This window comes from Aurantiacibacter arachoides (assembly GCF_009827335.1).
Lineage (GTDB): Bacteria > Pseudomonadota > Alphaproteobacteria > Sphingomonadales > Sphingomonadaceae > Alteraurantiacibacter > Alteraurantiacibacter arachoides.
The window spans coordinates 241,863-264,730 of record NZ_WTYH01000001.1; the positions used below are offsets into that span (position 1 = coordinate 241,863).

Annotated in this window: 22 protein-coding genes; 7 read left to right on the forward strand and 15 right to left on the reverse strand. The window is 67.4% G+C overall.

Annotation, left to right across the window (positions count from 1 at the left end; all coding sequences use genetic code 11):
• Positions 1–70: 70 nt before the first annotated feature.
• The gene (gene katG / locus GRI62_RS01235; RefSeq protein ID WP_131451616.1) at positions 71–2,257 is read right to left on the reverse strand and encodes a catalase/peroxidase HPI; all 2,187 of its coding nucleotides are present in this window, start codon (positions 2,255–2,257) and stop codon (positions 71–73) included.
• Positions 2,258–2,413: 156 nt separating this feature from the next.
• Positions 2,414–3,484, reverse strand: a complete 1,071-nt coding sequence (gene aroC / locus GRI62_RS01240) for a chorismate synthase (protein WP_131451617.1) — start codon at positions 3,482–3,484, stop codon at positions 2,414–2,416.
• 113 nt (positions 3,485–3,597) lie between these two features.
• On the opposite strand from aroC, the gene ruvA reads away from it, so the two are divergent.
• Positions 3,598–4,215: a Holliday junction branch migration protein RuvA gene (gene ruvA / locus GRI62_RS01245; RefSeq protein ID WP_131451619.1), complete on the forward strand. Its 618-nt coding sequence runs from the start codon at positions 3,598–3,600 to the stop codon at positions 4,213–4,215.
• A 38-nt stretch (positions 4,216–4,253) separates the two neighbouring features.
• On the opposite strand, the gene GRI62_RS01250 is transcribed toward ruvA, so the two are convergent.
• Positions 4,254–4,589, reverse strand: a complete 336-nt coding sequence (locus GRI62_RS01250) for a GIY-YIG nuclease family protein (RefSeq protein ID WP_131451620.1) — start codon at positions 4,587–4,589, stop codon at positions 4,254–4,256.
• A gap of 62 nt (positions 4,590–4,651) precedes the next feature.
• On the opposite strand from GRI62_RS01250, the gene ruvB reads away from it, so the two are divergent.
• Both ruvB and GRI62_RS01260 read left to right on the forward strand, forming a co-directional pair.
• Positions 4,652–5,680 (forward strand): Holliday junction branch migration DNA helicase RuvB, encoded by a 1,029-nt coding sequence (gene ruvB / locus GRI62_RS01255; RefSeq protein WP_131451622.1) that lies wholly within the window; start codon positions 4,652–4,654, stop codon positions 5,678–5,680.
• A gap of 233 nt (positions 5,681–5,913) precedes the next feature.
• Positions 5,914–6,960 carry a PEP-CTERM sorting domain-containing protein gene (locus GRI62_RS01260; RefSeq protein ID WP_131451623.1) on the forward strand — a complete coding sequence of 349 codons (1,047 nt, stop codon included), beginning with the start codon at positions 5,914–5,916 and terminating at the stop codon, positions 6,958–6,960.
• A gap of 171 nt (positions 6,961–7,131) precedes the next feature.
• Here the strand turns inward: GRI62_RS01260 and acnA are convergent, their stop codons facing one another.
• Positions 7,132–9,804 (reverse strand): aconitate hydratase AcnA, encoded by a 2,673-nt coding sequence (acnA, locus tag GRI62_RS01265; protein ID WP_131451624.1) that lies wholly within the window; start codon positions 9,802–9,804, stop codon positions 7,132–7,134.
• 142 nt (positions 9,805–9,946) lie between these two features.
• Here acnA and GRI62_RS01270 point away from each other — a divergent pair, with 142 nt between their 5' ends.
• Positions 9,947–10,126 carry a hypothetical protein gene (locus GRI62_RS01270; RefSeq protein WP_131451626.1) on the forward strand — a complete coding sequence of 60 codons (180 nt, stop codon included), beginning with the start codon at positions 9,947–9,949 and terminating at the stop codon, positions 10,124–10,126.
• Between the two features lie 9 nt (positions 10,127–10,135).
• On the opposite strand, the gene GRI62_RS01275 is transcribed toward GRI62_RS01270, so the two are convergent.
• A complete protein-coding gene (locus GRI62_RS01275) occupies positions 10,136–11,053 on the reverse strand; it encodes a DMT family transporter (protein WP_131451628.1) in 918 nt (305 codons plus the stop codon).
• Positions 11,054–11,210: 157 nt separating this feature from the next.
• Here GRI62_RS01275 and GRI62_RS01280 point away from each other — a divergent pair, with 157 nt between their 5' ends.
• On the forward strand, positions 11,211–12,572 hold the full coding sequence (locus GRI62_RS01280) for a L,D-transpeptidase family protein (RefSeq protein ID WP_131451629.1): 1,362 nt from the start codon (positions 11,211–11,213) through the stop codon (positions 12,570–12,572).
• 80 nt (positions 12,573–12,652) lie between these two features.
• Here the strand turns inward: GRI62_RS01280 and GRI62_RS01285 are convergent, their stop codons facing one another.
• The 8 genes from GRI62_RS01285 to ispG are packed head-to-tail and all read right to left on the reverse strand — an operon-like array spanning position 12,653 to position 18,144.
• The gene (locus GRI62_RS01285) at positions 12,653–13,429 is read right to left on the reverse strand and encodes a murein L,D-transpeptidase catalytic domain-containing protein (RefSeq protein ID WP_131451631.1); all 777 of its coding nucleotides are present in this window, start codon (positions 13,427–13,429) and stop codon (positions 12,653–12,655) included.
• Between the two features lie 53 nt (positions 13,430–13,482).
• The gene (locus tag GRI62_RS01290; RefSeq protein WP_131451633.1) at positions 13,483–14,409 is read right to left on the reverse strand and encodes a hypothetical protein; all 927 of its coding nucleotides are present in this window, start codon (positions 14,407–14,409) and stop codon (positions 13,483–13,485) included.
• A 5-nt stretch (positions 14,410–14,414) separates the two neighbouring features.
• Positions 14,415–14,918, reverse strand: a complete 504-nt coding sequence (locus tag GRI62_RS01295; RefSeq protein WP_234032796.1) for a retropepsin-like aspartic protease family protein — start codon at positions 14,916–14,918, stop codon at positions 14,415–14,417.
• Positions 14,919–14,970: 52 nt separating this feature from the next.
• Entirely contained in the window at positions 14,971–15,912 is a 942-nt protein-coding gene (locus GRI62_RS01300) for a histone deacetylase family protein (protein WP_131451637.1), read from the reverse strand.
• Positions 15,912–16,235, reverse strand: coding sequence for a hypothetical protein (locus GRI62_RS01305; protein WP_160731779.1), 324 nt, complete (start codon positions 16,233–16,235; stop codon positions 15,912–15,914). Before GRI62_RS01305 ends, GRI62_RS01300 begins: the two co-directional genes overlap by 1 nt.
• Positions 16,225–16,806 (reverse strand): thioredoxin family protein, encoded by a 582-nt coding sequence (locus GRI62_RS01310; RefSeq protein WP_234027330.1) that lies wholly within the window; start codon positions 16,804–16,806, stop codon positions 16,225–16,227. The genes GRI62_RS01305 and GRI62_RS01310 overlap by 11 nt, the downstream gene beginning before the upstream one ends.
• A gap of 1 nt (position 16,807) precedes the next feature.
• A complete protein-coding gene (locus tag GRI62_RS01315; protein ID WP_160731780.1) occupies positions 16,808–16,975 on the reverse strand; it encodes a hypothetical protein in 168 nt (55 codons plus the stop codon).
• Between the two features lie 14 nt (positions 16,976–16,989).
• Complete coding sequence (ispG, locus tag GRI62_RS01320; protein WP_131451641.1) at positions 16,990–18,144, reverse strand: flavodoxin-dependent (E)-4-hydroxy-3-methylbut-2-enyl-diphosphate synthase; 1,155 nt, start codon at positions 18,142–18,144, stop codon at positions 16,990–16,992.
• Positions 18,145–18,214: 70 nt separating this feature from the next.
• Here ispG and GRI62_RS01325 point away from each other — a divergent pair, with 70 nt between their 5' ends.
• Together GRI62_RS01325 and GRI62_RS01330 are read left to right on the forward strand one after the other, a co-directional pair.
• Positions 18,215–19,219, forward strand: a complete 1,005-nt coding sequence (locus GRI62_RS01325) for a zinc transporter ZntB (RefSeq protein WP_131451642.1) — start codon at positions 18,215–18,217, stop codon at positions 19,217–19,219.
• Positions 19,220–19,230: 11 nt separating this feature from the next.
• Positions 19,231–21,000 (forward strand): cation:proton antiporter domain-containing protein, encoded by a 1,770-nt coding sequence (locus GRI62_RS01330; protein ID WP_131451643.1) that lies wholly within the window; start codon positions 19,231–19,233, stop codon positions 20,998–21,000.
• Here the strand turns inward: GRI62_RS01330 and GRI62_RS01335 are convergent.
• Both GRI62_RS01335 and GRI62_RS01340 read right to left on the reverse strand, forming a co-directional pair.
• Positions 20,997–22,244, reverse strand: coding sequence for a sensor domain-containing phosphodiesterase (locus tag GRI62_RS01335; protein ID WP_160731781.1), 1,248 nt, complete (start codon positions 22,242–22,244; stop codon positions 20,997–20,999). The genes GRI62_RS01330 and GRI62_RS01335 overlap by 4 nt on opposite strands.
• 53 nt (positions 22,245–22,297) lie before the next feature.
• On the reverse strand, positions 22,298–22,855 hold the full coding sequence (locus tag GRI62_RS01340) for a GNAT family N-acetyltransferase (protein WP_373283001.1): 558 nt from the start codon (positions 22,853–22,855) through the stop codon (positions 22,298–22,300).
• Positions 22,856–22,868 lie beyond the last annotated feature (13 nt).

Here is a 22,868-nt window from a genome sequence, read left to right on the forward strand (position 1 = left end):
CTTGCAGCGCCGGCCATCCCATTTCCTTGCCGGCGGGGAGGAAAGCCGGGTAGCTACCCTCCCCGGCCGGTCAGCCCCGGTGAAGGTCGAAGCGATCGGCGTTCATCACCTTGGTCCAGGCGCGGACGAAGTCCTTGCGGAACTTCTCCTCGCCACCCTTCTGGGCGTAAACCTCGCCGACGGCGCGCAGTTCCGAGTTCGAGCCGAAGATGAGGTCGGCGCGGGTTGCACGCCACTTCTCGTGACCCTCGGCACGGTCGGTCGCCACGTATTCCTCGTCGTTGCTATCCTCCACCGACGACCACACGTTGGTCATGTCGTAGAGGTTCACGAAGAAGTCGTTGGTCAGTTCGCCAGAGCGGTTGGTGAAGTGGCCGTGGCCCCGTTCACCGTGGTTGGCGCCGAGCACGCGGAGGCCACCGATCAGCACCGTCATCTCGGGCACCGAGAGGCCGAGCAGGCTGGCACGGTCGAGCATCAGCTCCTCGCACTTCACCGCCAGACGCTTGGGCATGTAGTTGCGGAAGGCGTCGGCTTCCGGTTCCATCCACTCGAAGCTCTCGACATCGGTCATCTCCTGCGTCGCGTCGCCGCGGCCGCCGGTGAACGGTACGTCGCCCGCACCGGCCTTTTCCAGGGCAACAACGCCGCCGAGCACGATGGCATCGGCAAGGCTCATCTCGCCGCGAAGACCGTTCAGCGTATCGACGACCTTGGCGATCACCTCGGGTTCGTTGACGTCCCAGTTCTTCTGCGGTTCGAGCGCCACGCGCGCACCGTTGGCACCGCCGCGGAAATCGGACTTGCGATAGGTGCTGGCAGAGGCCCAGGCCGTCTTGATCAGCTGGCTGACGGTCAGTCCGCTATCGGCGATCTTCTGCTTCACCTCGGCAACCAGGCTGTCCGACGGGTTGTTTCCGGCGGGCACCGGATCCTGCCAGATCAGGTCCTCGGCAGGCACGTCGGGGCCGAGATAGCGGATCTTCGGGCCAAGATCGCGGTGCGTCAGCTTGAACCATGCGCGGGCAAAGGCATCCTTGAACGCCTCGTGATCGTTGCGGAAACGCTCGGAGATTTCGCGGAACTCGGGATCGACCTTCAGCGCCATGTCGGCGGTGGTCATCATCGTCGGCACCTTCTTCGACGCGTCCCAGGCGGCGGGCGCCATGTCCTCTTCCTTCTGGTTGATCGGCTGCCACTGCTGGGCACCGGCCGGCGACTTCACCAGTTCGTACTCGTAATCGAGCAGCAGACGGAAGTAGTTCTCGGTCCACTCGGTGGGAGTGTTGACCCACGAGCCCTCGATGCCGCTGGTGACGGTGTGCTCGCCGATGCCGCCGTGCTCCTCACCCGATACCCAGCCAAAGCCCTGCGCGACGAGATCGCCGCCTGCCGGGGCATGGCCGAGCGTGGAGGGATCGCCGTTGCCGTGCGCCTTGCCGAAGGTGTGGCCGCCGGCGGTCAGCGCGACGGTTTCCTCGGAGTTCATCGCCATGCGTTCGAACGTGGCGCGCATGTCCCGCGCGGACTGCAGCGGATCGGGGTTGCCGCCCGGGCCCTCGGGATTGACGTAGATGAGGCCCATCTGGATCGCCGCGAGCGGGCCTTCCAGTTCATGCATCCCGTGCTCGGGTGCGATGCGGGTCTGCACGTTCTCGTTGACCCATTTGTCCTCGCTGCCCCAGTAGATGTCGCGTTCCGGCTCGTAAACGTCGGGACGACCGCCGCCGAAGCCGAACACCGGGCCGCCCATCGATTCGATGGCGACATTGCCGGCAATGATGAAAAGGTCGGCCCAGCTGATGTTCTGGCCGTACTTCTGCTTGATCGGCCACAGCAGGCGGCGGGCCTTGTCGAGGTTGCCGTTGTCGGGCCAGCTGTCGAGCGGGGCAAAGCGCTGCTGCCCGCTGTTGGCGCCGCCGCGACCGTCCGCAGTGCGATAGGTGCCCGCCGCGTGCCAGGCCATGCGGATGAAGAACGGGCCGTAATGGCCGTAATCCGCCGGCCACCAGGGCTGGCTGTCGGTCATCAGCGCGGTCAGGTCGGCCTTCAGCGCGTTGTAATCGAGCGCGTTGAACGCCTCGGCATAGTCGAAATCGTCGCCCATCGGGTTCGATGGCCCGTTGGGATTGAGGATTTCGGTCGCCAGCATTTCCGGCCACCAATCCTTGTTGGTGCGGCCGAGCAGCCCGCGTGCAGCGGCTTCGCCGTGGGGAACGGGGCAGCCGCCTTCGATAGATCCGGTCTTGGCGTCCATGATGTAGTCCTCTCGCAATGAAAAATGTCGAATCGTGTGCGTGCAATCTGGGGACGCGCGCCTGATTAGTCCAATCGATTAGTTGCCAATCATTGATTTGCCGAACCGATTACAAGTTGGGCCGATTACAGGACGAGCCGTTGCGCGGTCTGTGCCTCATCCGCACTGGGCGTGGTGGAGCAGCTTCTGATCGGCCAGCACCAGCGCCATCATCGCCTCCACCACGGGCGTGCCGCGAATGCCGACGCAGGGGTCGTGACGGCCTTTCGTGACGATTTCGGCGGCGTTCCCCTCCCGGTCGATCGTCTCGACGGGAGTCAGGATCGAACTTGTCGGCTTGAAGGCGACGCGGCAGGTGACCGGCTGGCCCGTGCTGATGCCGCCCGCGATGCCGCCTGCGTGGTTCGCCGCGAACCGCACGCCGCCCGCGCCATCGGGGCGCATGGCATCGGCATTGTCTTCGCCCGAGTTCGCAGCGGCTGCAAAACCGTCGCCGATCTCCACACCCTTGACCGCGTTGATGCTCATCATCGCGGCGGCGAGTTCGGCATCGAGCTTGGCGTAGAGCGGCGCACCCCAGCCCGCAGGAACGCCCGTCGCCCGGCAGCCGACCACCGCGCCAAGCGACGACCCGGCCTTGCGCGCCGCGTCGACGAGTGCCTCCCAGCGCACCGCGGCATCCGCATCGGGGCACCAGAACGGGTTGTTGCGGATCGCGCCTGCATCGAAGCGGGCCGGATCGATGGCATCGCCGCCGATCGCCTCCACGTATCCGGTGATCGCCACCTCGGGTATGACGAGCCGCGCGATCGCGCCGGCCGCCACCCGTGCGGCGGTTTCGCGCGCGGAACTGCGCCCGCCGCCGCGATAGTCGCGAAACCCGTACTTGGCATCGTAGGCGTAGTCGGCGTGACCGGGGCGATAGGCCTTGGCGACGTCCGCATAATCCTTGCTGCGCTGGTCTGTATTAGCGATCATCAGGCTGATGGGCGTGCCGGTGGTCTTCCCCTCGAACACGCCGGAGAGGATCTGCACCTCGTCCGCCTCGCGCCGCTGCGTGGTATAGCGGTTCTGGCCGGGCTTGCGCGCGTCGAGAAAGGGCTGGATGTCCGCCTCCGCCAGGGCAAGGCCCGGCGGGCAGCCGTCGACCACCACGCCCAGCGCGGGTCCGTGGCTTTCCCCCCAGGTGGTGAAGCGGAATATGCGTCCAAAGGTGTTCCAGCTCATGGAACGCGGGTCTGGCGCAGGCGTGGGCCGCTGTCCAGCGGGGCTGGACTGTTCCCGCTTTGACCGCCACACGGTGCGCTCAAGCAGCAAAGCGGTAGCGCCGAAACAAATCCATGATCGCGAAACTGACAGGCACCCTGGACGAGACCGGCGCGGACTGGGCGGTTATTGCCGTGGGCGGGGTGGGCTACCTCGTCCACTGTTCCGCCCGCACGCTGGCCGCGCTGAGTGCAATGGGGCCAGAACGGGGCGGCCAGTGCACCGTCTTCACCGACTTGCAGGTGAGCGAGAACGACATGCGCCTGCTCGGCTTCGCGGACGGCGGGGAGCGCGACTGGTTCCGCCTGCTGACAGGCGTGCAGGGCGTGGGATCGAAGGTGGCGCTCGCCATCCTCTCGGCGCTGTCGGCAGGCGAACTGCGCGATGCCTGCGCCGCAGGCGATGCCGCCAGCGTGGCGCGGGCGCAGGGCGTGGGGCCGAAGCTGGCCGGGCGCATCGTCAACGAGCTGAAGGACAAGGAGGGCGGTATGCCCGGCGGCAGTGGACTGGCGATGGGCATCGCGGTGAGCCACGCGGGCGGCGCGAGCGCCGATGCCGTCAGCGCGCTGCAGAACCTCGGCTTCAAGCCCGCCGTCGCGGCGCAGGCCGTTGCGCGCGCGCAGGAGGAACTGGGCGAAGGCGCAGGCGAGGGCGACTTGATCCGCGTGGCGCTGCGGAGGGCGGCGGGGTGAGGCGTTGCATTACACCCGCCCGTCATCCTGAACTTGTTTCAGGATCCATCGCGCATTTGGTGCGGCGCCAGCGGCGGAAGGCCGAGGCCCGGAGCCAGGTCGTGCCAATCGGGATTATCGCTTTCGATCAGGTTGATCTTCCACCGCCGGTGCCAACGCTTCAATTGCTTCTCGCGCGCGATGGCCTCATCCATCGTGGCGAGCAGTTCGTATCGCACCAGGGTCTTTACGCGATAGCGGCTGGTGAAGCCGGGCACCGCGTCCGTGCGGTGCTGCCAGACGCGCGCGATCAGATCGCTGGTGACCCCGATATACAGCGTGCCGTAAGCCCCATTGACAAGAATGTAGACGCAGGGTTGGCGTTCTTGCCGCATGGCCCGGTGTGTGGGGCGCGATGGATGCTGAAACAAGTTCAGCATGACGGTAGGGGACTGGCGTGACCGACCAGCCCATCCACACCCCCCAGCGCCAGCCGGACGACCCGGACGCCGCGCTGCGTCCGAAGTCGCTGACCGAGTTCATCGGCCAGGAGGCGGCGCGCGATAACCTGCGCGTGTTCGTGGAGGCCGCCCGCGCGCGGGGCGAGGCGATGGACCATGTCCTGTTCTTCGGACCGCCGGGGCTGGGCAAGACCACGCTGGCGCAGATCGTTGCCAAGGAACTGGGCGTCGGTTTCCGCGCCACCAGCGGGCCGGTCATCGCCAAGGCGGGCGACCTTGCCGCCCTGCTCACCAATCTCGAGCCGAACGACGTGCTCTTCATCGACGAAATTCACCGCCTCAATCCCGTGGTCGAGGAGGTGCTCTACCCGGCGATGGAGGATCGCGCGCTCGACATCATCATCGGGGAGGGTCCGAGCGCGCGCAGCGTGCGGATCGACCTGCCACCCTTCACGCTGGTCGGCGCTACCACGCGGCAGGGGCTGCTGACCACGCCGCTGCGCGACCGCTTCGGCATCCCGGTGCGGCTGATCTTCTATACCGAGGCGGAGCTGACCGAGGTCGTCACGCGCGGTGCGCGGCTGCTGGGCGTGGCCATGGCGGCGGAGGGCGCGCGCGAGATCGCCCGCCGCAGCCGGGGGACGCCGCGCGTCGCCGGACGATTGCTGCGCCGGGTGCGGGATTTCGCCCAGGTCCGCGCCGCAGGCGAGGTGACAGCCGAGGTGGCCGACGAGGCGCTGACCCGGCTGGAGATCGACGCGCTGGGCCTCGATGCGATGGATCGGCGTTATCTCACCATGATCGCCGACATCTACAAGGGCGGCCCGGTCGGCGTGGAAACGCTCGCCGCCGGCCTAGCCGAGCCGCGCGACACGGTGGAGGAGGTGATCGAACCTTTCCTCATCCAGCTTGGCCTTGTCGCCCGCACCGCGCGCGGGCGCTGCCTCAACGACGCGGCATGGAGCCACCTTGGCCTGCCGCATCCGAACGGGAGCCAGACGGGCCTGTTCGATTCGGGCAAGTGAGGCGGCTAGCCGCCGCTCTCCTGCTCCAAGTGCGCCGCTTTCGGTTCCATTCCGGGACATACTGACCCGAACGCGCGGAATCGCGTGCTTTTTTTGGCCATCGCCCTGCAAAAACAGCACTTAGGCCATTGCCCGGACAGGCTTTGCGCGTCTCTTTGGCAGGAACCGGTAAAGGCCGTCGGCATCGCTGAGGATGCTGCAGGTCCGATCCAGGAATTCGAGAGAGACTTTTCATGTCCGTACGCATGGCCATCGCCAAACTGAGCATCGCCGCCGCCGGCGGGGCGATCATCGGCGGGGGCGCGGTCCACGTGGCCGAGCCGCAGACCTCGCAGGTCCGCTACAAGTCCGACAAGGACGATGCGCAGGTCGCCCTGATCGACGACAAGACCGAAGGCACTGCGCGCCGGGCCATTCCGCCGCGGCCACGCGAGCAGCTTCGCGCCCGCCGCACGATCGAGCGCGAGTGTTGCGAGGAAACGGAAGAATACGCGCTGGCCGGCGTGCCCTTGCCGCTTCCGCCCCTGCCCGCCGCACCGGTGCGCGGTGGCGGCGGCGGCCAGCCGATCGTGGTTGGCGGCACCGGCGGCTTCGGTGGCGGCTTTGGCGGCGGGTTCTTCGGTGGCTTCTTCGGCGGCGGCGGGGCGAGCGCCGGGGCGACGGCGGCGGTGGACCTGAGCACCACCACGACCACCACATCCAGCGGAACGCCGGGCGCCACCAGCGGCGATATCATCATCGACATCGACAACCAGAACTCGACGACCACCAGTTCGGGCACCATCACCAGTTCGACGGGCGAAGTGTCCGTTTCCACCAGCACCGGGGCGGTCTCGACGTCTACCGGGCAGGTTTCCACCAGCACCGGATCGGTGACCAGCTCCACGGGCGAGGTCTCGGTATCGAGCACCACGACCTCGGGGAACGTGACCAGTTCGGGCGACATCAACCAGAACCAGGAACAGAACCAGGGCCAGCAGCAGCAGCAGGGCCAGCAGCAGTCGAGCACGACCTCGACCTCGACGTCCACATCGGGCGATGTCAGCACCTCGACCAGCACCAGCACGTCGACCAGTTCCAGCACCTCCACGTCGAGCTCGACCAGTTCGTCGACTTCGGGCGACCTGCCTCCGCCGGTTCATCCGCCCACCAGCACGGGCGACATCCCGCCGACGGAGGTTCCCGCGCCGGGTATGCTCCTGCTGTTCGGTGCGGGCGCGGGTGCGGTGTTCCTGCGGCGCCGCCGCAAGGGTGGCGAGGCACAGCTGGCCGCCGCCTAGGGTATAGACAGACAACGGGGGGGAGGGGCGGCTCGCGAGGGCCGCCCTTTTTCGTTCAGGCAGGCAGGTTCCAGCCAGACCAGGGCAAATGCCCGGGCGTGCGTGCCGAAAATCCATTCAGCCTCGGCGCGCGCAACGACCCCTGCCGTTGCGCGCACCCGGAGCTATCGGTCAGGCGGCGAGCTTGCGCAGCACGTAGTGCAGGATGCCGCCGTTGCGGTAGTATTCCATCTCGTTGGCGGTATCGATCCGGCACCGGGCGGTGAAGCTGGCGCTCGACCCGTCGGCGCGCGTGACGTCGACCTCGACGTCCTGCCGCGGCGACAGCGCGTCCAGCCCGCGAATGGTGAACGTGCAATCCCCGTCGAGGCCCAGCGTCTGGCGGGTTTCACCATCCTGGAACTGCAGCGGCAGCACGCCCATGCCGATGAGGTTGGAGCGGTGGATGCGTTCGAAGCTTTCGACGATCACCGCCCGCACGCCCAGCAGGATCGTGCCCTTCGCCGCCCAGTCGCGACTGGAGCCGGTGCCGTATTCCTTGCCCGCGACGACGACCAGCGGCGTGCCATCGGCCTGGTGCTTCATGGCGGCATCGTAGATGGCCATCTGCTCACCCTTGTAGGTGGTCACCCCGCCCTCGACGCCGGGCACCATCTCGTTCTTGATGCGGATGTTGGCAAAGGTGCCGCGCATCATCACTTCGTGGTTGCCGCGGCGGCTGCCGTAGGAATTGAAGTCCGCTCTCTCCACGCCGTGCTCCATCAGGTAGCGGCCGGCGGGGCTGTCGGCCTTGATCGAACCGGCCGGGCTAATGTGATCGGTGGTCACGCTGTCGCCCAGCACGGCGAGCGGCCTTGCAGCGACGATGTCCTCGACCGCCGAGGGTTCCATCCCCATGCCGTCGAAATAGGGCGGGTTGGCGACGTAGGTGCTGTCCGCGTTCCAGCCGTAGGTGTCGCTCGCATCAACCTGGATCGCCTGCCAGTGCTCGTCGCCCTTGTAGACGTCGGCGTAGCGCTTTTCGAACATGGAGCGGTCGATATTGGCGGCGCGATTGCGGGCGACCTCCTCGTTGGAGGGCCAGATGTCAGCCAGCATCACGTCGTCACCGTCCTGGTCCTGCCCGATCGGCGTGGTGGTGATGTCCTGCGTGACGGTGCCCTTCAGCGCATAGGCGACCACCAGCGGCGGGCTGGCGAGGAAGTTGGCGCGCACGTCGGGGCTGACGCGGCCCTCGAAGTTGCGGTTGCCCGACAGGACGCTGGCGGCGACCAGGTCGTTGCCGTTGATGGCGGCGCTGATGGGCGGCGCCAGCGGGCCGGAATTGCCGATGCAGGTGGTGCAGCCATAGCCGACGAGGTCGAAGCCGAGCGCATCGAGATGGTCCTGCAGGCCACTTTTCACCAGGTAGTCGGTCACCACCTGCGATCCCGGTGCCAGGCTGGTCTTCACCCACGGCTTGGGCTTCAGGCCGCGCTCGTTGGCCTTTTTCGCCACCAGGCCGGCGGCGATCAGAACGTCGGGGTTGGAGGTGTTGGTGCAGCTGGTGATGGCGGCGATCACCACGTCGCCGTCGCCCAGGTCATGCGCCTTGCCGTCGACGGCGACGCGTTTGGCCGCGTCCTTGCCGTAGACGCTCTTGAGCTCGGCATTGAACAGGTCGTCCACCTCGGGCAGGGCCACCTTGTCCTGCGGGCGCTTGGGCCCAGCGAGGCTGGGGACGACGCTGCCCATGTCGAGCGACAGGGTGGAGCTGAACACCGGCTCGTTCTCGGGCGTGAACCACATGCCCTGCGCCTTGGCATAGGCCTCCACCAGGGCGATGGTTTCCTCCGGGCGACCCGTCAGGCGCAGGTATTCCAGCGTCTTGTCGTCGATGCCGAAGAATCCGCAGGTGGCGCCGTATTCGGGCGCCATGTTGGCGATGGTGGCCCGATCGGCAAGGCTGAGGCTGGCAACGCCCTCGCCGTAGAATTCCACGAACTTGCCGACCACGTTGTGCGCGCGCAGCATCTGCACGCAGGTCAGCACCAGGTCGGTGGCGGTCACGCCTTCCGCCAGTCTGCCGGTCAGCTTGAAGCCGACGACTTCGGGGATCAGCATGGAGACCGGCTGGCCGAGCATCGCGGCCTCCGCCTCGATCCCGCCCACGCCCCAGCCCAGCACGCCGAGGCCGTTGATCATGGTGGTGTGGCTGTCGGTGCCGACGCAGGTGTCGGGATAGGCGACGAGCTGGCCGTCCTGGTCCTCGCTCGACCACACGCCGCGACCGATGTGTTCCAGGTTCACCTGGTGGCAGATGCCGGTGCCCGGCGGCACGGCGGAGAAGTTCTCCAGGCTCTTGGCGCCCCACTTGAGGAAATCGTAGCGCTCGGCATTGCGCTCGTATTCCAGCGCCATGTTGTTCTCGAACGCCTTGGGATGGCCGAACTCGTCCACCATCACCGAGTGGTCGATCACCAGGTTGACCGGCACCAGCGGATTGATCTTGGCGGTATCGCCGCCCAGCGTGCCGATGGCATCGCGCATGGCCGCAAGATCCACTACGCAGGGCACCCCGGTGAAATCCTGCAACAGCACCCGCGCCGGGCGATACTGGATTTCCGCGCCGGTCACGGGATTGTCCTGCCAGTCGACGATGGCCTGGACGTGCTCCTCGCCCACGGTGAAGCCGTCATCCTCGAACCGCAGCATGTTTTCCAGCAGCACCTTCATGCTGAAGGGCAGGCGGTCCACCTTGCCGAACTTCTCCGCCGCCGCGTCAAGTGCGTAATAGGCATAGTCCTTGCCGTTCACGCTGAGCGTCTTGCGGGTTTCGAGCGAGTTTGCGCCGACCTGGGTCATGGTGCGTGATCCTTTTTCGTGTTGCGAAACCGGCCCCCGGGATGCCAGGGGGGCGTGCCGTGTTTGGCCCGCGACCTGCGCGTTTGCAGGTCGCGCGTCAAGGGGGCGGCGGCAGATCCGCGCTCTCAGGAAAGGATTGGCGATGATGCTTGGCAGACCCGGCCGACCGCGGGACCCGATCGGCGTGCTGGTCATGCTGGTGGCACTGGTGGTGGCGGCCTTTGTCGGTGCGACCGCTGGCCTGATCTGGCAGAGCGCCGACGGGTTCGGCGATGAGCCGCCGGCCGACGAGGTCCTCACTACGGAAACCGCCTCCTCCTGAGGCGCGCGATCAGGGCGCTTCCGGCCGGGCGAGCGGCGCGAGCGCACGCCGGCGCCGGGGCACGGCAATCCAGCATCCCGCCACGATCAGCACGACGCCCGCAATGGTCGTGACGGTTACCGTCTCGCGCAGGAGCATCCACGCGAACGCCGAGGTCCACAGGAAGCCCGAATATTCCACCGGCACCAGGACCTGCGCCTCGGCACGGCGGTAGGCCCAGGCCAGCGCCATGGCCCCGGCTGCCGTCAGCATCGCCGACACAGCGATGCCGCCGACGGTGCTGCCCAGCATTCCGCCGGCAGGCATGACGAACAGCCAGGGGATCGCCAGCGCCTGCACCAGCCCGGCAACCCCGCCGTGGAAGGTGGCGATTTCCAGCGGCCCGGCCAGCTGCGCCTGCTTCCTCATCAGGATGAAGTTGTAGGCGTAGAGCAGGGCGGAGAAAAACAGCGAGGCAAGGCCCAGCGCGGTGTCGGCGGTGAAATCGGCGCTGCCGATGCGCCCGCCCACGATCACCAGCGTCCCCGCGAAGCCGAGCAGCGAGGCGAGGATCGCCTGCCGGGTGATCGTCTCCCCCAGCAATACCCGTGCAAGGTAAAGGGCGATCAGCGGGGCGACGAAGCTTATGGCGATGGCCTCGGCCACCGGCAGCCGGGTGAGCGCGAAGAACCACGACAGCGCCATGAAGGCGGACAGCACGCCGCGTTCGACGTGCAGCCGCAGCAGCGTCCCGCGCGGCCAGCGGAAACCGGACGCCAGCCAGATCGGCGCCACCATCGCCGCTGCCAGCAACGATCGCAGCAGCGAGGCGGTATAGACGCCTGCGACAAGCGCCGAACTCTTCATCAACACGTCCATCAGCGACAGGAAGCCCACCCCCGCCAGTGCGGCGAGGAACGGAAGCAGGTGTCGTTGAGGATGATCCATGGCCCGGCCAATACGAGCAGGTTGTGGCGTCGTCACCACGCTTCGTCGCCAATTGGGCGCGGTTCAGGCGGCGGAAAGCGCGCGCGGTTGATAGCCGGCGCACAAGGCGGCATAATCCGTCGCCACCGCACATACTTGGCCTACAGGGAAACGTCTCATGCGTATCGTCGCTCCGCTCGGCGCGCTTGCCACCATCGCTTTAACCGCTGCCGTCACGGCATCGCCCGCGGTGGCGCAGACGCTGCTGCCCGAGAACTTCCTGGAGGAGGACGCCGCGCAGGTGACCCTCACCCCCAGCAACCAGACCGCAGAGGTGGTCCAGGCGGATCCGCGCATCGCCACGGTGCAGAGCTGGTCGCTGGCCAATGCCAATGCGCTGATCGCGGCGATCGAGGCGGTGGGTGCCGAGGGGCTCGACCCGGCGGACTACCGCGCCGATCGCCTGCGCGAGGCCATGGCACAGGGTGAGGGCGAGGCGCTGGACAGGCTGGCCAGCACCACCTTTGCCTGGCTGGTGGAGGACCTGCGCGACGGGCGCACGCCGATGGAATCGCGCCGCCAGTGGTTCGTGGTCGATCCCGACGCCGACCTGCTGCCGACCGGGCGCCTGATGACCGAAGCGCTTGCCAGCGGCGACGTGCGCGGCACGCTCGCCTCGCTCAACCCGACCCATCCCGACTACGTGGCGCTGCGCGAGGCGCTGGCCGATACGCCGCAGGCCAACAGCGCCCAGCGCCGCCTGATCCGCGCCAACATGGACCGCTGGCGCTGGCTGGCGCGCGATCTTGGCGGTCAGTATTTGATCACCAACGTGCCCGAATACCAGTTGCGCCTGACGGTGAACAACCAGATCATCCGCACCTATCGCACCATCGTGGGCGCGGTCACTTCGCCCACCCCGCAGCTGGCGGAAACGGTGGAAGGCGTGGTCTTCAACCCGACCTGGACCGTGCCGCAGTCGATCGTGCGTGGCGAGGGGCTGGGCAACCGGGTGCTGAACAACCCCAGCTGGGCGCGCGCCAACGGCTATCGCGCCACGCGCGGCGAGAACGGCTGGATCACCGTGGTGCAGCAGCCGGGCGCGGGCAATTCGCTGGGCATGATGAAGCTCGACATGCCCAACCCGCACGCGATCTTCCTGCACGACACGCCCGCGCGCAACCTGTTCGCCAGCGAGAACCGCGCGCGCAGCCACGGCTGCATCCGCGTGGAACGGGCGCTGGAGCTGGCGATGACCGTGGCGATCCTGGGCCAGGGCGCCTCGCGTGACGAAGCGGTCGCCATCAGCACCAGCGGCGATTACACCCGCGTGCCGGTGGAACGGACCATGCCGGTCTACATCACCTATTTCACTTACGGCACCGACATCGAGGGCAACCTGCGCAGCTTCAACGACATCTATGGTCGCGATGCGCCCGTGTTCGCCGCGCTGGACGCACCGCGCGTTGGCAACCGCGCGCGCGAGACCGACGAGGAAGTGATCGAGATCGTCGACGACATCCGCACGACGGTGACCTGACCAAACGAAACCGCACGAAACCGCCCTGGCATCGCTGCCGGGGCGGTTTTCCGTTTTCTACCCGGACTTGTCTTGAGCGATCAGTCGGTGGCCAACGTGGGATTGGCAGCGGCGTAGATGCGCGCCAGTTCGTCACCCTGCGGATCGTCGGCTGCCGCATAGCGCGAGCGATTGGCGGCGGCGACGCCGGCGAAATCGACCGGGGCCTGCCACGGCATGGCAACATTCTCGCCGCCCTCGCCTATGCCGAGGGCGTCGGCAAAGATCAGGCGCCCGCCAGACAGCCGCACCAGGGCTTCCTGGAATTCGACCGGACCGAAGGCCGGACACCCGTTCGATCGCCCGCACCGGCCCCACTGGGCCACGTGTTCCGGCGTGACGTAGCTGGCGGGGTGCAACACGATGGCACGATCAAAGGCGTTGGAATTGTCCGCATCCAGCCCACCCAGACGAACCGAGGTGCCGAAGCGCCCGACATACCATTCCCAGCTGATATAGGCGCCGCGACTGGTCGCCCAGCTGTCGTGCAGGTTGGAAAAGCCGTTGATCCAGCCGTCATGCTCGGGATCGGACCCGCTGCCGTGAGCCACCAGCGCGCTGTTCACCCGTCCGCCCAGAAGATCGACGAAATGAAACCGCGGCAGGCTGGAATGCAGGCCGAAATCGGCAATGCCCACAACGTCGCGGTGCCACAGGGAGGCGCCGACGCGGTCCACCTGCTGACGCGCTATGTCGAGCAGGCGCCGGTCGCGCGCCGAGGGAGCGGCCTGCGCGAAAACACGGGCAGGCGCGGCCAGCGCGGCCCCGGCGGCGAGTGTGCCGGCAAGGGATCGGGTGAGGAGCTGGCGGCGGTTCATCACGTAGTCTTAGCGGGGAAAGGCTGAACCTTGTCCATACGCTTGCGACGGGTTCAGCTTTTCAGCCGATTGATGGCGGTCAGGCTGGCGCGCTCGTAGGCGCCGTTGTCATAGCGGTGGGTGCCAACGAAGTGGACGAAGGCAGTGCCGGGGGCCCAATCTTCGTTCCAGTAGTTCATGTACCGATCGTAGGGCAGCAGCACGGCGCCCGGTTCGTTGGCGATGTGGAAGTTGCTGGCGATCTGCTCGGTGCCCCATGTCGCCATCTGCTCAGGCCCCGCCAACCCCGCCATCTCGGCGAGGAACGCGGCGGCAAGGTTGCGCCCTGGTCCGCCCGCCGCGAACCCGGCGAAGCCCGCGCAGCCGCGCACGTAGCGCCAGCCGGGCCGGTCAACCAGTCCCAGCCGGCTTTCCACCTGCGATTGTATGTGGCCGCCCATCGGCCCCTGCGGATAGGCGGCGCCGGCAAAGGCGGCGAGCTCCAGCGGCAGCGCGGCAGCGTCCGGTCCGCCCAGCAGGGTGAAACTGCGGTTGATGGCAATGGCCTGCGCCAGTTCGGGCACCGGGCCCAGCGTCACCGTATCGCTGTCGAGCTGGATCCAGTATTCGCCCGCGCGGTGGTCCAGGATGGTCAGGAACCGTTCCCAGCAGCCGCCCTTTGGAAAGCCCGCGGTGTCGACCTGGGCGATGGAGAACATCTCCGGGTCGCCGCAGTGATGGGCCAGGATGGCGCGGTCCTGCGCCGTCAGCGTGCCGTCGTCGAGAATGGCCACGCGCCCGCGCCCCAGTTCGCGCCACAGGCTCTTCACCGCGACCAGATAGGGCAGCAGCACCGCGGTGCCGATCATGGAGAACAGCACGACGCCGTCCTGCGCGGGCCGTATGGGCGCGGTGTCGAGAATGCCGGCAATCGCCTCGGCATGGCGCGCGGCATCGGCCTTGACGCGCCAGCGGCGGGGGAGAAGCGAGAACTTGCTCATGGGCCTCAACTCGCCAGCACCATGCGATCGTCCGCGATGCGCACGCTGGCGATGGTGGAGAGGAACGATTGCCCAAGCAACGACACGCCAAGGCCCTCGGGAATGATCATCGCCGCGACGTTTTCCGCCTCGAACGCGCCGACGCGCACCGCGCCGAGCTGGGTGTGGACGCCGTAGACCGGGCCGCTGGCACCGTGCGCCACGGGGGCGATCTGGCTCTCGTCCCAGGTAAGGCCCAGTGCCGAGGCATCTTCTCCCGTCAATGCGATCACGCTGGCGCCGGTATCGACGAGCATCCTGGTGGGCGTGCCGTCGATCACCGCGTCGGCATAGAAATGGCCGTCACGCTCGCGATGGATCTCGGTTTCCTCCTCCCAGGTCATCACGGCATCGGCCCTTGCGAGGGCCGGCGAAGGGTCGGCCGAGGGGGCGGGTTGCGTAGCGACCGCGCCAGGCACGGCCTCGCCTGCCGGCATGAGCAGGCCGATCGCACCTCCGATCAGGAGCACGACCGCGAGGGGAATGCGAAAATCCATCGCCGGCACGATAGCCGCGCGGGGCTTAAACCGGGGTAAATACCGTGCCGACAGCGAGGAGATTTTCAAGCGGCGCATCGGGGTAGGCCATCGCCAGCATCGACCGGGCATGGCGGGCGGCGACCGTCACCGGGTCCTCCCCGTATCCACCGCCGAGCGCGCTGGCGACCGGCAGACCGCGCGCCTGCGCCTGCGCCAGCACGTAGCGGTCGCGCGCGATCAGGCCCGCGTCGGTGAGGCTGAGCCGGCCCAGCCGGTCGTCGCCGTGCGGATCGACGCCCGCCTGGTAGAGCACGAAATCGGGGGCGAACTTGCCCATCACGCGCGGCAGATGCACTGTCAGCGCCGCCATGTAGGCGGCATCGTCGGTGCCGTCGGGCAGGCCCACGTCGAGGCTGGAGCGGGCCTTGCGGGCCGGAAAGTTCTTCTCGGCGTGAAGCGAGAGGGTGAACACGTCCGCGCGCCCCGCCATCAGGCTGGCGGTGCCGTCCCCCTGGTGCACGTCGCAATCGACGATGAGCACCCGTTTCGCGGCGCCCTCGGCAAGCAGGCGGTTGGCGGTGACGGCGAGGTCGTTGAACACGCAATAGCCCGCGCCCGTCTCGTGCAGCGCGTGGTGGCTGCCGGCGGCGGAATTGGCGGCATAGCCGTGGCGCAGGGCCAGCTGCGCGGCGAGCCAGGTGCCGCCGTTGGTGTGGCGCACGCGGGCCGCGATGCGCGGGGTGACGGGAAAGCCGATCCGCCGCTCCTTCTCGCGCGGGACGGATGCGGTGAAGACCTCCTCGACATAGGCCGGGTCGTGGACCGCCTCCAGCCACTCGCGCGGGGATGGCTCGGGCGCGTGCTCGGTGATGCCAAAGCCGCTGTGCCGCAGCACCTGCATCACCGCCATGTACTTGTCGAACCGGAACGTGCCGCGTGTAGGGGCGGGGGCCATGTAATCGGCGTGGTGGACGACGTGGAGCATCAATCTTGCTCGAGCAAAAGGTACCAGTCCCCTGTAAGGGTCTTGGCCGCAAATGCTTGTCGGTATCGCGCCCAGCGCGCCGGGTCTGGATCGCCGGGTCGCTGGTTCTCGGGCAGACCCCAGTCCGCATGGCTGAAGGAGTCCGCGATCCTCGAATAGTTCGAGTCTTCCTTTGCCATGTTGGCGAGCGCGTCAAAAGCGGAACGCCGTTCGGCAAACTCCTGCCGTAGCGCCACTTCGCTCGGATGCTTCGCACATCCAGACAGGGAAAGTCCCGTGATCGATGCGAGCAGAAGAACTGTCGCCTTTTGCCTAGTTGCCACCGTTCGTCTCATTGGGCTGCGTTAATCCCGCCGGCCGCTGTGCCAGGTCGAGCAGCTCCGCGTAGATCGCCTCCCCGCTGCGGCTGGCGGCGTTGCGCCAGCTGGCGGCGGTATCGGCGTTCACCGGCAGGCCCTCGGGCGTAAGCATCAGCACATTGGGGGTGCCCGACTGCGCGTGGCCGAAGCGACGCGCGAGGTCGAGGTTGCGGCCCTCGCCGGTCTGCGGCTGGCCGACGTCGACATGGACGACCTCGAAATGCTCGTCCGCCAACTGGCGAAAGCGATCGGTGCCGAGCCAGCCGGCCAGGGCACGGCTGTCGTGGCACCAGTTCGCGCCCGTCACGAGCAGCACGCGGCGGTCGGTCTCGGCAGCGCGGAGCAAGGCGGCGTCGAGCGCGGCGGCAGCATCCGCGGCCGGGTCGAAGGGGGTCGCCTCGGGATGGGCGCTTGCCGGCATCCCGGTCCCGGCGGGCGGGGTGGCGCAACCTGCCATTGGCAACAGCGCCAGCGGGGCGAGAGACAGCAGCATCGGTGCCCGCAGCACGCTGTGACCGCCCCGCCGGATCGCCATGCTATTTTTTGCCGGAGCCGGGCTTGTCCCAACCCTTCGTGCCGACCGGGCCGCTGTCGCCGCCTGCGCCCGCCTGCTTTTCGGCGACGATGCGCGCGCGTTCCGCGTCGGTCAGCTTCTCGCCGCCGGTCTTGCCAGCGGATGTATCGGCGTTCTTGTGGTCACCCATGCCTGTCACTCCCCCTATTCAGCCGCCTGGGCGTGGGGATCGAAGGCCGTGGCCATGCCCGCCTCGATCGCCGCCGCCTTTGCCTCGACCAGCGCGACGATATGGTCGAGCATGTCCGCCGACTCGATGTGGTGGTCGGTGACGCCCGAGAGGTAGACCATGTGCTTGCCCGCGCCGCCACCGGTAATTCCGATGTCGGTTTCGCGCGCCTCGCCGGGGCCATTGACCACGCAGCCGAGGACCGAGAGGCTCATCGGTGTCTTGATGTGTTCGAGCCGCGCCTCGAGCGCCTCGACCGTGCGGATCACGTCGAAGCCCTGGCGGCTGCACGAAGGGCAGGAGACCACGCGCACGCCGCGGGTGCGCAGGCCCAGCGCCTTGAGGATCTCGAAGCCGACCTTCACCTCCTGCTCGGGCTCGGCGGAAAGCGAGACGCGAATGGTGTCGCCGATGCCTGCCCACAGCAGGTTGCCGATGCCGATGGAGCTTTTCACCGTGCCGCCGATCAGCCCGCCCGCCTCGGTGATGCCGAGGTGCAGCGGGCAGTCGACCGTTTCGGCCAGCGCGTGGTAGGCGGCAATCGCCAGGAACACGTCGCTCGCCTTTACGGCCACCTTGAATTCGTGGAAGTCGTGGTCCTGCAGCAGCTTGATGTGATCCAGCGCGCTTTCCACCAGCGCCTCGGGGCAGGGCTCGCCGTATTTCTCCAGCAGGTCCTTCTCGAGGCTGCCGGCGTTCACCCCGATGCGGATGGCGCAGCCGTTAGCCTTGGCGGCGCGCACAACCTCGGCCACGCGCGCGGAACTGCCGATGTTGCCGGGGTTGATCCGCAGGCAGGCCGCGCCCTTGTCGGCCGCTTCCAATGCGCGCTTGTAGTGGAAGTGGATGTCGGCGACGATCGGCACGCCCGCGGCGCGGGTGATCGCGTCGAAGTGTGCGGTGCTTTCTTCCGTGGGGCAGGACACGCGCACGATGTCCGCGCCCGCATCCACGCAGCGGCGGATCTGGTCGATCGTCGCGCCGACGTCTTCGGTCGGGGTGTTGGTCATGGTCTGCACGCTGATCGGCGCGTCGCCGCCAACGGGCACGTTGCCGACCATGATCTGGCGGGACTGGCGGCGGTAAATCGTGCGCCACGGGCGGATCTTAGTAAGGGCGTCTGCTGACATGGCCCGCGATATAGGCGAGCCGCGATGAAGGAGCAATGACAGCGCCACCGCGACGCGCTAGTCGGCGGGGATGAGCGCGACCCATACCGACGACCAGCAGATGGACGGGCCCGTCATCTTCGCCCGCGTTTGCGACGGCAAGGGCGGCGGCCGGGCGATTTCCTGGGCCGAGGCACAGGCATGGCGCCCCGCCGATGCGGACGCGTTCCTGTGGGTGCACCTGTGCCGCAACCAGCCCGGCGTTGCCGAATGGCTGGAGACGGGGCTGGGCCTGCCCGAACCCACGGTGGAGGTGCTGACCAGCGAATCCACCCGCCCGCGTGCCTTTCGCGAGGGCGATGCGCTGGTGGCGGTGCTGCGCGGCATCAACTTCAACCCCGGCGCCGAGCCAGAGGACATGGTTTCCATGCAACTGTGGTGCGACGGCACCCGCCTCGTCACCCTGCGCCGGCGCAGGTTGCAGACCCCGCGCGACGTGCTGGCTCTGATCGATGCGGGCCACGGCCCCCACGATGCCGGGCGCACCATCACGGACCTGATCGAGGCGATGATCGGGCGGATGGGCAGTTCCATCGTCGACATGAACGATGCCATCGACGCGATGGAGGACACCGATCTGGACGAGGGAACCGGGGCGCTGCTCGCGCGCATCTCCGTCATCCGCCGCAACGGGCTTGCCCTGCAACGCCACATGGCTCCGCAGCACGAGGCGCTGGAGATCATCGCCCGCGATGCGCCTGCCTGGTTCGAACGCCACGACCGGCGCGAGATCGCCGAGAGCATCGACCGCCTGCGCCGCTACCTCGACGACATCGACATTTCGAAGGAAAGCGCCGTCGTGCTGCAGGATGACATCCGCGCCCGGTCCGATGCGCGCTCCGAACGGACGAATTACCTGCTCACCATCGTCGCCGCCGTCTTTCTGCCGCTGACCTTTCTGACTGGCCTGCTGGGCATCAACGTGAGCGGGATACCGGGGGCGGAGGATCCCGATGCCTTCTGGATCGTCTGCGCGCTGTGCGCGGCGATCATCGTGGCACAGGTCGTGCTGTTCCTGAAATGGAAGTGGCTGTAGCGGCGGGCTTGATGGAACAACACGACTCCCTGATGCTGCTCGATGCCCTGCTGATGCTGGGATTTGCCTTGCTGGCCGTGCTGGCCTTTCGCCGCATCGGGCTGGGCGCCACGCTGGGTTACCTGATGGCGGGCGCGCTGCTTGGCCCGTTCGTGCTCGGCTGGGTCGCCGGGGCGGAGGAGATGGCGACCGTTGCCGAACTGGGCATCGTCATGCTGCTGTTCGTGGTCGGGCTGGAACTGAGCCCCGAACGCCTGTGGCGCATGAAGCACCTGATCTTTGGCCTTGGCTTTGCGCAGGTTGCGGCCTGCGGGCTGGCGGTCACCGCCACCATCCTGGCGCTGACCGGCTACACTCTGGCGGCGGCACTGGCGATCGGCCTGCCACTGGGCCTCAGCTCCACCGCGCAGGTCCTGCCCATGCTGCAGAGCGCGGGGCGGCTGCGCACACCGTTCGGTGAAAAAGCCTTTGCGATCCTGCTGTTCCAGGACCTGTCGATCATCCCGCTCATCACCATCGTTTCCGCGATGAGCCGCAATCCGCAGGCGGACGAGGGGCCGGGCGGGTGGCAGCTTGCCCTGATCACGATCGGCGCCATCGTCGGCCTGATCCTGGCCGGGCGGCTGCTGATCCGCCCGCTGTTCCGCCTGATCGGCGGCATGGGAGAGCGCGAGCTGTTCATCGTTGCCGCGCTGTTCACCGTGCTCGCCAGCGCCACGCTGATGCAGTGGCTCGGCCTGTCGGCGGCGCTGGGCGCTTTCATCGCCGGCGTGATGCTGGCCGACACCCCCTATCGCCACGAGCTGGAAGCCGACATCGAGCCGTTCCGCGCCATCCTGCTCGGCCTGTTCTTCGTGGCGGTGGGCATGATGCTGGACCTTGGCGCCATCGCCGAACGGCCGCTGTTCGTGTTCGGCTTTGCCGCGCTGCTGATCGTGATCAAGACCGCCATCATCACCGGCATCGGCATGATCATGAAGATGCGCTGGAAGGCCGCCGTGGGGCTGGGCCTGTTGCTGAGCCAGGGGGGCGAGTTCGCCTTCGTGCTCTACACTGCCGCGCAGAACGCACTGCTGATCGAGCAGGAATCGGCCAGCATCTTCGGCGCCATCGTGACCCTGTCGATGGCCGCCACGCCCTTCCTGATGATGGCCACCCGCCGCATCCGGCAAGAGGTTGCGGACGAGGCCGAAACCCGCGAGGAACCGCAGCCCCAAGGCGCCAGCGCCGTGGTCGTCGGCTATGGCCGCTTCGGGCAGAGCGTGGCGCAGGTGCTGATGGCGGGCGGCCTGTCGGTGACGGTGATCGACCGCAACGCGGCGCAGATCGACGTGGCGGAGGAATTCGGCAGCAAGGTCTATTACGGCGATGGCACGCGCATGGACATGCTGCGCCAGGCCGGCGCGGGCGATGCGCAGCTGATCATGTTCTGCATGGACGAGGTGCCCGATGCCGAACTTGTCGCCGCGGTTGCCGATGCCTGGCCGAACGCGGCGATCTACGTGCGCGGGTTCGATCGCAAGTCGGTGATCGACCTGGCGAAAAGCCCGGCGCAGTACGTCATCCGCGAGGTTTTCGAATCGGCCATTCGCATGGCGGACATCGCGCTGGAGCACGTGGGGCTGAGCCAGGAGGAACGCGACAGCGCATCCCTCCACTACCGCGAGAACGACCGTGAACGCATGCGTCTGCAGATCGAGGGCGGCGACATCTACGCGGCGAAGGACATGACCCGCGAACAGCAGCGCGTGCTGCGCCTGGATGGTCCGTCGGTCCGCTAGTGGTTGACGAAGCCGAGCAGGTATTGCTGCGCGGCGACCGTGGGCAAGGGGCGCGAGAACAGGTAACCCTGTCCGCAATCGACGCCCAGCGCCTTCATGGCTTCGGCCTCCGCCTCGGTCTCGATACCTTCGGCGACGATGGAGCAACCAAGCCCCTGGCCCAGTTGCACCAGCGCCGCGGTCATCGCCTTGCGCGCCGGATCGCGCTCGATCCCGCGGGTGAGCACCATGTCCATCTTGAGGATGTCGGGCTGCAGGTCGACAATGTGTCGCAGTCCGGCATAGCCGGTGCCGACATCGTCGATGGCGATGCGGGCGAACGGCTTGAGCGCGGCGATCTCGCGCGACAGGATGGCAAAATCCTCGACATCGGAATGTTCGGTTATCTCGACCACCAGGTTCCTTGCCACGCTGGCTTCCAGCAGGCGACGCACCGCGCCCGAGGCGACAGTGCGCGGGGATGCGTTGATGCTGGCGTAGAGACCGTCGGGAATGTGCGCGATGCTTTCGAGCGCGACCTTGAGCGCGGTGATTTCCAGTTCCTCGCCCAGGCCCACCAGCTCCGCATCTTCGAACCAGGCAGCAGGCCCGCGCTTGGTAAGGTCGGGGAAGCGGGACAGGCATTCCACGCCCACCGGCCGGCCCGTGGCGAGCGACACGATGGGTTGCTGGAACGTCGACACGCCGTGGCCGTCGAGCATGCTTTCGACCCGCCGGCGCGCATGGCGGCGCAGGGCATCACCCTCCAGCGCGCTTTCGATCCTCTCGGCGGCGAGGCCGGCGAAACTCTTGAGGATGGTGAGGTCGCGGGCGGTCATTGTGCGGTCGGTCTTGCGGCCGAGGGCACAGAAACTGCCCCAGACGGTGCCGTCGGCCAGGCGTAGCGGCGTGTTGATGTGGCATCCCACCGGCAGGAAATCGGTGATCGCCAGTGTCGCACACAGCGGATGGTCTTCCGGATCCTGGATAAGTTCCGGCAACCGTCCGTTGAGAATGTGCCAGCAATACCCGTCTTCGCGCGGATTGCGAAAGCCCGCGCCCATCGGCAGGTCGAGATCGCTGCTGACGTGGGTCAGTTCACGCTGCTCGCCTTCGACATAGCGCGCGACGAAGGCGATCTCGACGCCGAGATGGCCGCGCACGCTGGCGAGGATGCGGTCGATGCCGGGGTCCGAAACCAGTTCGATCGGCAGGGGCCGGGCCGGAGTTTCGAAGTCGGGGAGTTGGATTGCTGCAGAAGCCATTGCCATGCTGTCTGCCGCAAAATCCCTAAAGCCTGCTTAACCCTCGGGAAACGCTATATTCTCAGCTCCAGCAGGAATTCCTCGTCCAGCTGTTCGCCCACGGGAAAGTGGATGTCCGCGATCTTGATGAAGCCGTAGCGGGCGTAGAATCGCTGCGCCGCGTGGTTTTCCGCCCAGACCGACAGCTGCACGGCATCGTGGCCGCCGCTGCGGGCGAAATCCAGCGCCCAGTCCATCAGCGCGGCACCGATGCCTTCGCCGGTGCGGGCGGGATCGGTGTAGAGCTGCCCGAGCGCGATCGGCCGGGCGGCGTCGGAATGATCGGCGTACCAGCTGGGGCTGCGCATCTTGATGAACCCGGTCAGCGGCCCGCCGTCATCGTCCTCCACCAGCCGGTGGGTGATCGTGGGGTCGGCGATCTCCGTCGCGACGGCATCGACCGAATAGACCTCCTCCAGAAACGCCGCGAGGTCCTGCGGCCGATAGAGATGGGCAAAGGCGGCGCAGAAGCTTATGCGGCCCAGGCGGGCGAGCGGTTCGGCATCGGCCAACAAAGCGGGGCGCAGGATCATGACCCTGCGCCCCGTAATGTGATCGCCCCGTGATGTCATCAGGGGGATTTCA